8 protein-coding genes and 2 pseudogenes are annotated in these 12,897 nt (G+C 42.0%); 4 read left to right on the forward strand and 6 right to left on the reverse strand.

Features of this window, described 5'->3' with window-relative positions:
• From C509_RS0100285 to C509_RS24565, 6 genes and pseudogenes are all read right to left on the reverse strand, one after another.
• Positions 1–2,286 (reverse strand): hydantoinase B/oxoprolinase family protein, encoded by a 2,286-nt coding sequence (locus C509_RS0100285; RefSeq protein ID WP_018704889.1) that lies wholly within the window; start codon positions 2,284–2,286, stop codon positions 1–3.
• A 22-nt stretch (positions 2,287–2,308) separates the two neighbouring features.
• Positions 2,309–4,444, reverse strand: a complete 2,136-nt coding sequence (locus tag C509_RS0100290; RefSeq protein ID WP_018704890.1) for a hydantoinase/oxoprolinase family protein — start codon at positions 4,442–4,444, stop codon at positions 2,309–2,311.
• Positions 4,445–4,919: 475 nt separating this feature from the next.
• On the reverse strand, positions 4,920–5,546 hold the full coding sequence (locus tag C509_RS0100295) for an MOSC domain-containing protein (RefSeq protein ID WP_083934500.1): 627 nt from the start codon (positions 5,544–5,546) through the stop codon (positions 4,920–4,922).
• Between the two features lie 103 nt (positions 5,547–5,649).
• A pseudogene (locus tag C509_RS24560) lies at positions 5,650–7,060 on the reverse strand (MBL fold metallo-hydrolase).
• Positions 7,061–7,065: 5 nt separating this feature from the next.
• Positions 7,066–7,629 (reverse strand): helical membrane plugin domain-containing protein, encoded by a 564-nt coding sequence (locus C509_RS0100305; protein ID WP_018704892.1) that lies wholly within the window; start codon positions 7,627–7,629, stop codon positions 7,066–7,068.
• Between the two features lie 10 nt (positions 7,630–7,639).
• Positions 7,640–8,832 (reverse strand): annotated as a pseudogene (locus C509_RS24565) (NAD(P)/FAD-dependent oxidoreductase).
• Between the two features lie 692 nt (positions 8,833–9,524).
• On the opposite strand from C509_RS24565, the gene C509_RS0100320 reads away from it, so the two are divergent.
• The 4 genes from C509_RS0100320 (at position 9,525) to C509_RS0100335 (ending at position 12,694) form a co-directional block, all read left to right on the forward strand.
• Entirely contained in the window at positions 9,525–10,871 is a 1,347-nt protein-coding gene (locus C509_RS0100320; RefSeq protein WP_018704894.1) for a cytochrome ubiquinol oxidase subunit I, read from the forward strand.
• The gene (locus C509_RS0100325; protein ID WP_018704895.1) at positions 10,868–11,890 is read left to right on the forward strand and encodes a cytochrome d ubiquinol oxidase subunit II; all 1,023 of its coding nucleotides are present in this window, start codon (positions 10,868–10,870) and stop codon (positions 11,888–11,890) included. Before C509_RS0100320 ends, C509_RS0100325 begins: the two co-directional genes overlap by 4 nt.
• Positions 11,891–11,909: 19 nt before the next feature.
• A complete protein-coding gene (cydS, locus tag C509_RS27405; RefSeq protein WP_018704896.1) occupies positions 11,910–12,014 on the forward strand; it encodes a cytochrome bd oxidase small subunit CydS family protein in 105 nt (34 codons plus the stop codon).
• Between the two features lie 281 nt (positions 12,015–12,295).
• The gene (locus C509_RS0100335; RefSeq protein ID WP_018704897.1) at positions 12,296–12,694 is read left to right on the forward strand and encodes a hypothetical protein; all 399 of its coding nucleotides are present in this window, start codon (positions 12,296–12,298) and stop codon (positions 12,692–12,694) included.
• The last annotated feature ends 203 nt before the right edge of the window (positions 12,695–12,897 follow it).

Raw genomic sequence — 12,897 nt, forward strand, 5'->3', positions numbered from 1 at the left:
TTACTTCACCCCTGTCTTGAAACGATTGATATGCTTTCCAAGCTTAGGCATATTTAATTCATCTTCATGAATCATCCAGTCCTCAGGTAATGTCCAAAATTCTTTAAATTCATTTGTGAATTTTTCACTCAGTGCGAAGCTTTCAGCATACATATTTCTTACTTGCAATGATGCTTTTTGATCGACTATATTTTGCTTCTCCTGAATGACCCATTCTTGTGCAGGGATACTTCTTCGTAAGCGTTCCTTCCGGATTGCTTTCCGCTTTTTCTCGGTTGCCTTGATATCGACCGTATACGTCCCGTTTTCTTCTTTAAACACACAACCGAACACTTTTTCTGCATAACGCGGGAGGATAAGTCTTTGGTTTAAATCGGCTTGCACATCTTTTGGATTGCGCTCGATTGGGTCGCCATATCCCGGGCCTCCACGCAAATAGTTCATGATGAGGTCATAATCACCGAATTCTTCTTGTGTAGAGCAAGTCTGTCTGTCACGGTGAATGACTTCAGCTTCCATATTTTCTTCATAAAGCGGATTGTCTGGATCTATATCGCCTCCAAGCGGCAAAGGCAGCCTCTTTTCAATCCTCTCTTTTAAATTAGTGTTATTAGCTGTAAAACGATAACCTGCGGAAGCTGGATAACCTCCCATTAACCCGCAATCTGTAGCCATTACACCAGCACCAGCAACGAACATTGTCCATTCTTTCGCACCCCAACCCAAACGCAGTGACTGCCACCCGTTACCGCCACGGTATTTTCCAGCACCGCCTGATCCAGGTAATATTTCCCTTCCCATGTAAACAAGCGGTTCGAGAAGTTCCCATATTTCCATGTCCCCCATATCGCCTTCTGGGTTCCATAAAGCCGCAGTATGACTGATGCCATCGTTAACTGCGCTTGCTCCCACGCCGCAGGCAGCGGTTTCAAAACTATTAAGGGCTGAAAGCCCTCCATATTGATCAATTCCGCCTCCCATCAGCCAGTTGGAAGTATGAGCATTGCCTGCATTGACTTCTTCCAGATATCCGCGCCCATAGTATGCCCGGCTTAATCCCCGCCATAATGGTGACCAAGCCGCCACGAGTGCATGCCATGTGTTAGAGTGGGCGGAACGAATGTCATCAGGGTTTAGCCATGAACCCAAAGGAGTTCCGAATTTACTTGCATAATAAGCTCCATCATTGATCCGGTCATTTGGTACAAGTGTTTGGGACAGCATGACCCAGATGCCGCTTGTCATAGACACTGGAGTAGCATTAAACGGATGCCATCCCCAACGGCTTGCTCCTTCAAAATCAATTTCAAGTTTAGCATCCTTATGGACGGTAATTTCAGAAGGGGAATGCATAATCGTGTCCACCTGAGCAAATTTCGGAAGGTCCAATCCCTTAAACTGCACGTCGCTGAATGAAACCTGACGATATTTCCCTGGTATTAGCATGGTTTTTACCTGATTGACAAACCCACGGCGACCATCTTCTATAATTTCCCGAATAAATGTTTTGTACGTGTCGATACCTTCTTCTTGAATAACATCCAAAACAAGATCACGGATCATGTGGCAGCCTGCAACACGTGTTTTTTCATCCAGAGTCCAATATTTCACCGCTCTTACGGAACGAGTGCTTTCCAGCAGCCAGTCCCTTGATAAAACATCATTTTGTCCGATTTTCCGGCAGGTTACCTGGTAACCGTCATCATAGCGTTGCACAGGACCCATCGGCATACTTCCAGGAGCGGAAGCCCCTGTATCAATAACATGGGTAACCCCGCCTACCCAACCGACAATTTCATCTTCCCAAAAAATAGGAACCAGCGTATGAACATCACACGTATGCACATTCCCAACATGATTGTCATTGTTACAGAAAATGTCTCTATCCGCGATTCCTGGATTCTCTTCATAATCATTTTCAATCATAAATTTTATAGCTGCTCCCATTGTCCCGACGTGGATAATAATCCCTGTCGATGTAACAATAGAATCCGCTTCTGGAGAGTATAAACTGAAGCACAGTTCACCTTCCTGCTCTACGATGGGAGAAGCAGCCACTTTCTTAGCAGTTTCCCTTGCATGGACGACCCCGCCGCGAAGTTTTGAATAAATCTTCTCAAACCTTATTGGGTCTGACTCTTTTAAAGACAAGGAAGTCAATCCGGCATAATGCCCCGTTTCTTTACTGATTTGTGTCATTTCATGACGCATTTGTTTTAATGTCTTTCCATCCCAGCCGATCGGTTTTTGTGTCTGTGGCAGAACACGATCTATTGCTTTTGCCAAGTTGAATACCTCCTAGCAATGATTATTTTAATTCCTTCAGATGGAAAATCCGGTTCTCATCCAGATAAGCTTCAAACCCTGTGGGAACAACCAAGGTTGTTGCTGTGGATTCAACAATGGAGAATGCCTTAATCCGGTTCCCAGGCATCAATTTTTCCATCTCGTAAATATCGGCGTATTGCCACCCGTCTGTCCAATAGACTTGGCGGGTTCCTAAGAATGCTTCTTTCGGAGGCGTCTCCCCATACAAAGGCTCAGACGGAATCTCTGGCTTTGGTACATCAACAACTCCGCGAACAATCGCTCCGGTAATGGAATAACCGAGCTCTGGGGACAAGGCTGACTTTGCATAGACTCTTGTGTACATGTCCTCGAAAGTATTAACAAGTGTTTCAAAGTCGTCTACATCTTTAAATTCTTTAATAGGTGCTTCAATTTCCAAATCATTGAGTTGCCCTTGATACTGCATACGATAAAGAAGACGGAAGTTCACATCATCAGGCAAATAGTCATTCTTCCTGAATTCTTCTGTCACTTTCTCCTTAAGCTCGTTCCATGAAGACTGTAATTCTTTTCCAACCTTCATAACGGTCTTGCCATCAGCATCCTCATCTACATTCAAGTCCAAAGTTTTGTCATAGCGGTATTCAAAGTCTGCAGCGCCACAGCCAAACGCAGAGAATCCAGCAGCCCATGCCGGGATCAATATATCTTCAAAGCTCAATCCTTTCGTGTAACCGGCTGTATGTAACGGGCCTCCCCCTCCATAGGAAAAACATACATACTGAGATGGCGAATACCCCTTGCCTAGAATCATGGATTCCAAATAGTTTCGAAGCTGTGATTCTAGTAATTCTATAACCCCCAGTGCCGCTTCCTCGACAGGTAATCCAAGAGGATCTGCTATTTGAGTTTTGACGGCATGGTATGCTCGTTCGCGCGACAGCTTAATTGCACCGCCAATAAAATTATCTGGATTGATCAAACCAATCACAACATGGCAGTCAGAAACAGTAACAGTTTCAATGCCTCCTTCGGGGTTACATACTCCTACAAGTGATCCGGCGCTATCCGGGCCCAGTGTCAGATTTCCGTAGTTCGGATCAATCCTTACATAGCTCCCAGTCCCGGCACCAGTTGTATCCATAGAAACTAAGGGCAAAGATAAAACAAGTCTGGCCATATCAGGGCTGGAATTAATGGCAAGGTCACCTTGTGTAATCAGCCCTATATCAAAACTTGTCCCTCCAATATCCGAGCAAGCTACATTTTTAAGCCCGAGACTTTCCGCTAAATATTTTGCTCCCACCATTCCCCCTATTGGGCCAGAAACACATGTCCTGGCTAGTTCATTTGCTTTTATACTGATGGTTCCGCCATGACTGGCCATAATTCTTAAATTGAAATCGGTTCCATTTTCCTTTAAAGCTGTATCTATTCTTTCCAAGGTTTTTCTGGATGGCTCAGCGGCATAGGCTTCTACAATCGTTGTGTTTGTCCTGTGAGATTCCTTTCGCACCGGATAATAATCCACTGTGGCAAAGACCTGGATATCCTTTTTAGCCTTCTGAATTAAATCTTTTGCCACGTCTCTGATTTTTCTCTCATGTTCTGGATGCTTGTATGAATGGAGCAAACTAATGACAATCGCTTCCACATCTTCATTTATTAACTTTTGAATGGCTGGCTCGATTTCATGTTCATATAATGGAATAACAACATTCCCAAACATATCTACCCTCTCGGTAATGCCGACAGTCCATTTTCGTGGTACTAACGGTGGGTCAAAATGATGTGTGTTAATATGAATCCGGTCAGAATAGGAATAACCTAGATAGGATTGAATGCCTCTTCCCATCCGATGGTTATCTTCCATTCCTTTATTCACTACTAAACCAACACGGCGCCCAACTCTGGATACAAGACGATTAAGCATGGCGGTACCGGAATAAACCCCAGCCCGCAAATTAGGGAATTCCTGGTCCACTTCTGCATCCCATTGTCCCAATGCGTCTTTGGCAGAGTTCAACAGCCCTATGTGCTCATCCATCGGTGTAGTCTGAGCTTTTCCTACAACAAAATCCCCCGTTTCATCGATTATGAAGGTGTCTGTCATTGTCCCGCCTGCGTCAATCGCAAGAATTTGTGACTTTGCCAAATTGTTTTTCTCTCCTTTCCATTTAATTAATAACTATAAGTGCAAATAGCATGCCAACCTGTTTTCGAGTAAAAACTCCTATGAAACCGTTTTAATATTGATTAAATATGGGGCCTAATATAAACTAATTGTATTCTTTCGATACATGTGTAGCGAAACGTTGTATTCACAAAAAGAAAGCATTCTTTTATCCATACAAAGCGGAGTAACTATGATGAGATAAAGAATAAGAAAGTGCGAAAATGCTTGCTTATCGGCGCAAAGTAGTCGGCCTTTGCCTGCATCAGCGATTAGCTTATTCCTAATGCCCAAAATGCCCTCGATAGTCTCCCCCGCACTAACACACCTATCCGCGCAGGAAGGCCAAGCGTCACCACATCCTTCGGATCCGAGAGACCCAGGACATTTATATTTTTTTCCAAATAAAAAAGCTTCGGTAATCAATTACCAAAGCGAATATGATGAAATCATAATGTTATTTGTGTTTATTAAGTAGTGTTTTAAGCCTTTCCCGCATATCCGCTGCAAGCTCGTCAATTTCTATCACTCTCTCTATTTCGGTAAAGTTTTTCCGGTCATGGAAAAATAAATGGTGCAGCGCGCTGATAGAAATAGTGTTCTCAGGACGATCGATCAATGTGACGGACGAATCATCGTTCACCAACCCTTCTTCCAACACCCTTGCAAAGTAGCCCGTTTTCCCTTTTTGTATAAATTGTTCAAAAAAACCCCTGACCCTGTTAGCAATGTCGACTTTTGCACATGGTATCCTGCTTTGAGTGATTTGAACCTTTGCATCACCTAACTGGTATATATCTCCAACATATGTTTCGGTCTCTGTATGTCCTACAATGGTGATATTTTCTCCAAAAGCGGGCACAGCCAGTTCCTGTCCGGATAAAATATTCCATTCTGAATAATGTTCATAAGGGTAAAAACAGACAGCCCTGTCAACCCCACCATGACTTTCACGATCGGCTACGTCATCATTATCGAAACCTGTTTTATAAAGATATGCCGATGATACAGGCTTTTTCTTTATCCCCGAATTGATGACTCTTCCAAAAGGATTTCCGATCAACTGCGGCCGTCCTACGTTCAATGATCTAATAATGATATGATTCTCCCTTCTCTTCCTTTTTTATAATTATACTTGTTTTGTACACAAAAAACCCGGCTAAGCCGGGTTTGGATGATTGCTAATTTCATTTAATTGATACAGCTTTCCGTTTTTTCCATAGGGAGTATCCGCCCTTGAGATTCCGCACATTTTTTATTCCGTTGGCCTGTAAAATACTAGCAGCTACGGCAGATCTAAACCCTGAAGCACAATAAACAACAACAGGCCTACCCCGAGGCACTTTATTCAGGCGGTCCGGCAAGGTACCCAGCATAATATGTGCTGAACCGGGAACACGACCAACTTCCCATTCATCTTGATTACGGACATCCAAAACAACGGGCTTCTCGCTTTCCAACATACGATCCAAGTGACCCGGCTCAATTTCTTCACATTTTTCAAGCTTCGGATAATTCCTCACTGTAGAAACGACATCCATGTAGCCGGCTATTCGTTCAATGCCGATTGAATGTAGGGCAGTCAATAAATTATTTATCGTCCCAGATTCCACTAACAGATACAAAGGTTTATCGTAGTCTGTAAACCATCCGACCCATTTTACAAAAGATTTATTGAAAGGAATATTGATCGTTCCTGGAATATGGCCTTTCGCAAATTCATTTACATCACGCGTATCAATAACCATCCCGTTTTTTAGCCACTGGATCAAATCGGATCTGTCATTTGATTTTGAAGGACCGGCCAAATCCCCTATTAAAGGAGGCCCTGATTTATTGACTCGCTTCATGATGGAAAAATATTTCGGAGGTTCAGGCTGCCCACAAAGCAAGTCTTGCATAAATTCTTTCTCGTCCTCATACTGTAAAGCCGGGTTAAACATTTTCTCATACCCAACAGTTGAGGACGGAATGGCGCCCAATGACTTTCCACAGGCACTTCCAGCACCGTGCGAAGGCCACACTTGCAAATAATCCGGAAGCTGTTTAAATCTTCCAATGGAAAAAAACATTTCTTTGGCACCTTGTTCTGCTGTACCTTCGTATCCTGCAGCTTTTTCTAGCAGATCTGGACGTCCGACATCGCCTGCGAAGATAAAGTCTCCCGTAAAAATTCCCATCGGTACTTCAGCCCCACTCCCACTATCCGTAAGCAGAAAGGAAATACTCTCAGGAGTGTGTCCGGGTGTATGCATGACTTCAAACGTAAGGTCGCCGATATTAAAGGTATCGCCGTCCTTTATTAACCGGTGGTTCACATTGATCAAATTCTCGTACTTCGAATTCGTCCCGCCTTCATCCGATAAATATATTTTTTGCACCTGTCCTGGCCTCCAATTCCCTCGTTCCGGATACAAAATCAGCATGTATATGCGTTTCCGCAGAGGCGGTTATTTCCAATCCGTTCGATTTCGCCGTCTGTATATACTGATCGACATTTCTGGAAGGATCGATGACAATGGCTTCTCCTGTTTTTGGGCAGCCGGCCAAGTAAGAAGCATGGGCGAGGTATTCATCATAAAAATATCTTAATATCACTCTTGTTAAACTTCCTTTCTATTTACCTGATTGGGAATCGTATTAAGAAATGCCTGGACATAAGACAAAAACCTTTGTACTTGGGGATCCTTGATCCATTTCATAATAGTGAACACCGATATTTCACGTTTGTTATTTTCCACATCAAGTTTCAACTCATCCCACAGTTTTTTCCCTTGTGAAATCCGTTCGCTTATCGGCTTGACGTGACCTTCAGCCTGTTGTAATAAATAATTAATAGACTTTTCATCATTCATCACTTCTTCCAAAAAATCGACAACCTGCTCAAGTTTTTCCGTTGCTTGTAATAGAAATGGCAGTTTCTCAATCAGACGAATGCCCGATTCGAGTGTATCCAAATCAATATTTGTGTGATCAAGCTTTGACTTTAGTTTTTCCATTGCCGTTGCGTCAGTTAACACGGACTCCCCTATCGTTAAAAACTGATCTAATTTTTCTACTTTATCCACGATGCTGGGCAGCCGATCCAGAAGCCTTTCCAACGAATCAACTGTATCACGATCGTTCAGCTTATCTATTAAACTTTTATGACCCAAGGCTGTTTCCATTATCGGCCCCCTACATGGTTCCTTTTAACATGCCATTCCAATAGATGATCGGCAGCATATCTTTTTTCATAATGTACATACTGCGCCGCTCCTTCGCCTGGTTGATAGGAAATGACTCTGCCGGTTCTTTTTCATAATTGAATTCTGCCAAAATTAACGTATTGTATCCTGTCACAAGTGGACAGGAAGTGTATCCGTCATATTTGGCGCCAGGTGCTTCTCCTTTCATAAGAGACAAAATATTGTTGACTACAACAGGATATTGCTTTCGTATGGCAGCACCTGTCTTCGATGTCGGCAAATTCGAGCAGTCTCCGAGAGAAAATATATGTTCATATTTTTGATGTTGGAGAGTATAGGGATGGACATCCACCCAGCCGGATTCATCCGCAAGAGTGCTGGTTCTTATAAAAGCCGGCGCCCTCATTGGAGGAGTTACATGGAGCATGTCATATTTGACAATTGTCTGTTCTTTCGTTTCGATATGTTCAAAAACCGCTTCCTTCTGATCCCCCTTTATTTCAATAAGATTAAATTTGAACCGTGTGTCTATTTTCTTTCTCTCCAAGACTTTTTCGAGTGCCAAACGGTATTTCGTGACATCAAAAATAGCCGGGTTTGCCGATCCGAAGATTATTTTTGTCTTCTCCCTAACGCCTGTCCTCCGGAAATGATCGTCTGCTAAATACATGATCTTCTGCGGAGCCCCTCCACACTTGATTGGTGTTGCCGGATGAGTGAATACAGCATTCCCGCCTTTGAAATTCCTGATCACTTCCCATGTATAATCTGTATATTGATACGAATAATTAGTGCATACCCCGTTTTTGCCGATGGTGTCCATCAGACCCTTTATCCCTTCCCAATGAACTTCTATCCCTGCAGCCACAATCAGATATTCATATTCCAATTTATTTCCATCAGACAATTGGATGTAATGCTCTTCAGGCTCAATGGAGGTGACTTCAGACTTTATCCAATCAGCTCCTTCAGGAATCAGATCTTCCATTCTCCTTTGAGTCTCTTCCTTTTTGACTTCTCCCCCCCTACCAATGTCCAAAGTGGCTGATAATAATGTTTTTCTGCAGGGTCGATAATAACGATGTCTCCCGCAAGAGACCGCAATTCCTTCAATAGCTTGGCAGCAGTACTGATTCCTGCTGTTCCTCCTCCAATGATGACGATCCGATAATGTTTGCCCATATTTTATTGCCCTCCATCAACCTTAAATGAATACATTTTGTTCTCACGGAGCCAGGTGAGCTCTCCTTAAAAATTATAGTAATCCATTTGATCAATTATGCTTCTTTATCATCGCTGAGCGGAATAACTGCGAAAAGAGTAAATCATTCAGCTAACCCATATGGAGAAAAAAAATAATATGATAAAATACTGCTTTCCATGTTTTGCTAGTTTCAATATTGAATCGGCTGAAGGCATTTAGATCATCAACTTCTATGAGCAAGTCCTAATAACCAGAAAGAATCTTAGGACCAGGTGTTATATGTTAGTCATAGGATATTTCTCGTCATCACTTAATCTAGTGTAAAGAGAGCATTTCTAGAATAGCGGCAAACTTGTCACCATATAACAAAAACATTATTTTGATATATCATCAAAACTTTTCGGAGTAAAACTGTATTTCCAATGTGTATAAAATGTATATCAACTATTGGTACTATATTTCACATCTTTATCAAAAAGAAGCTAACAATTTGCCATATAATACGCGTTCAATCAGGGGAATACAGGGTATTATAAAAATTAGGGGTGGTTTAATGATGTATAAAAAACATGAACGGATACTGATAGGACTTGCATTTGGCGTAGCAGCCATTATGCTTTTATCTATGCTTGGACGTATTTTTGGCAGTTGATGAAAGGGTGAAAGTTGAATGTTTAATGGAGATTCTTTGTTTTACAGCAGATTATTGACTGAACTTACCCTCTCTTTCCATATTATTTATGCCACAATTGGAGTGGGCGTCCCGCTGATGATCATGATTGCACAGTGGGTCGGCATTAGAAAAAATGATGAGCATTATATTTTATTGGCAAGAAGGTGGGCTCGCGGCTTCGTTATTACAGTTGCTGTTGGGGTTGTAACCGGAACAGCCATCGGATTGCAGCTCTCGCTTTTATGGCCTAATTTTATGGAATTGGCAGGTAATGTCATAGCATTGCCGCTTTTTATGGAGACATTTGCTTTCTTTTTCGAAGCGATTTTCCTGGGGATTTATTTATATACATGGGATCGGTTCAATGATCAACGAAAGCATCTCATGCTGCTGATCCCTGTAGCGGCAGGAGCAGCCTTTTCTGCTGTTTTTATTACAATTGTCAATGCATTTATGAATGCTCCTCAAGGTTTTGACATTGTTAACGGCGAACTGGTGAATATTAATCCAATCATTGCCATGTTCAATCCCGCAATGCCAACAAAAGTGGCGCATGTAGTAGCAAGTGCGTTTATGACTTCTGCTTTTGTATTGGCGTCTATTGCAGGCTTCAGGCTTCTAAAAGGCTCGGATCATATTTACCACAAAAAAGCTCTATATTTGACAATGAAAATAGGTCTGATTTTCTCTATTGCCACTGCGATTATCGGGGATTTTTCAGGTAAGTATCTGGCTGAATATCAGCCGGAGAAGCTTGCGGCTGCTGAATGGCATTTCGAAACATCTGGTGATGCTTCGCTCATATTATTCGGAAAATTGGATAATGGAGAAGTGAAATATGCGTTTGAGATTCCAAAAGCACTCAGCATTTTGGCTCACAGCTATCCATCAGCAGAAGTGATCGGGCTGGATCAGTTTAAAGAGGATGAAATTCCTCCTCTATATATCCATTATCTCTTTGATATCATGGTATCCATTGGTGTATGGATGACATTATTATCCTTTGTGTTTTTATTGGGTTCAAAAAGAAGCTGGACCTTTATCCATTCAAAGTGGTTTCGTTGGCTGGTTGTCTTCGGAGGCCCCCTATCCATCCTGGCTATCGAAATGGGATGGTGGCTGGCCGAAGTGGGGAGACAGCCTTGGATCCTTCGCGGGCTAATGAAAACATCAGAGGCCGCAACATCAAGCGGGCAGGTTGATCTTATGCTCGTACTGTTTGCCGGGTTGTATGTAATTCTCGCAATAGGAAGTGTCGTAGTATTGAGCAGGATGTTCAGGAGCAACCCAGTGGAACGTGAGCTTGAAGAACGTCATGCGGAAAAAGGCGGTGTCGTTCGATGAATCTGGAGATATTGGGAATCATGGTGTTATGGACATTTCTATTCGGCTACGTTATTGTAGCCTCTGTAGATTTTGGCGCAGGTTTTTTTAATGCATACAGCTTATATGCCGGTAAGCAGCACATATTGACAAATATCATTCAACGCTACCTGTCCCCTGTTTGGGAAGTGACGAATGTATTCCTTGTATTTTTTTTCGTAGGTATCGTCGGATTTTTTCCGAAAACGGCTTTTTATTATGGGACGATTCTCCTTGTCCCAGTCAGTATTGCGATTTTGCTGTTGGCAGTCCGAGGTTCATATTATGCTTTTGAAACATACGGATCGAGGGGCCATAAAGGATACTCGTTCATGTACGGTTTGTCCGGCTTGCTCCTTCCTGCAGCTTTATCCATTGTGTTGACAATTTCAGAAGGTGGATTTGTATCAATTATTGATGGAAGACCGGTTCTGGATTATTGGGCGTTATTTACTAGTCCCCTTACATGGAGCATAGTTGTATTAAGTGTTGCGGCGGTATTGTATATTTCAGCTGTCTTCCTGACCTGGTACGCCCACAAGGCAGATGATAAAGAAGCTGCAGAACTTATGCGGAAATATTCCCTAATCTGGTCCCTTCCTCTGATCATTACAGCTTCTGGGATCATAGTAGAACTCCGTAACCATAACCCGGAACATTTTGATAACTTGTTAAACCTATGGTGGATGTTTGGGTTATCGTTCCTATTATTTTTAGGCACTGTATGGCTCATATGGAAAAGAAAACATTATGGAAGAGCATTCTGCTTGTTGGCCGGGCAGTTCGCACTTGCCTTTTTCGCTTATGGCATCTCGCATTACCCATATTTGCTTTATCCGTACTTGACAATTTATGATGGTTTTACAAATGAAGTCATGGCCATATCTCTAATTGTCGCCTTTATTGCAGGTCTGGGGTTATTGATCCCATCCCTTTATTTATTACTTAGACTGTTTCTTTTCAACAAGGATTATGTTACAGGCAAATCGGATCCAAATTGAATAAAGGAGATTTTTTTAAATGCAAAATTTCTTTATTTTTTACGCCCCTTTTATTGTATTGATTACCGCAGTAGCAGTTGCCTTTTGGATTGCGCCCAAAGACCGGGCGGTTACCAAAAAATGATGATTGATTCAGAAAGTCCTGATCAGAGTTCTCAATTGATCAGGACTTTTTTCATTATTATTTAGGAAATATAAAATCTTAATCATGTGTTTAACGTGTCTCCTTTTTTGACTTCCGAATGAAGAACCTCAATTCACTTCAGATTTTCCAAAAGACAATAGGAAGAGTCCTCCAGCGCATATTGAACCTGTGTTCGTTTCTATGTACCATGAAGCACTCGCTCACCAAATCAATTTATCTGGAATAAAAATAGTACTAATTGATGCAGTGGAGTGAGAAAAATGGAAAACAGAGCTAACTACCTCAAGAAAAATCAGGAAATAGAGGAACTGCGAAAAAGTCTTAAAAAGAAAATTGAAGCAGCTGTTTGGCTACAGGCCATAGGCCAGGTAAGCGAAGCCATTTTACTTTCCAAACTTTACTTTATTAGTGATAACCCTGAGTCGGAAGGCGAGAAAACAGTATTGACAGGGGCTTGGATACAAGCAAGCGGACAGTTGTTGGAAGCCTTGGGCGTATCTAAAGAAGTGTCAACAGACAATATAGATATCATTATGGAGGGACAGCGAATTATTATTTCAGGTGATTTTTTACAGGGAGTTGGCGGATTAATTACATCTGTTGGCGGGGCTGAAGTATTTAATGAGGAATATTTCGAAAAACCAGACTTCCTTCCATGATTTAGGAGAAGCCGGATAACCTCAAATTTCATACAATCATATACAACTATTCAGATCTAAATTTAAACCAAGGGCTCCTCTGTATTCATTGGAGTCCTACTATTTTATCCTATATGTCTGGATTTTCGTTAAAGTGTTCAGCCTTACATACAGGCAACCTGGCTTGAAAGTCATATTCAACAAAATTTAAGCATTTATCACTG

Origin of the sequence: Siminovitchia fordii DSM 16014 = CIP 108821, assembly GCF_000374565.1 — a bacterium.
Classification (GTDB): domain Bacteria; phylum Bacillota; class Bacilli; order Bacillales; family Bacillaceae_C; genus Siminovitchia; species Siminovitchia fordii.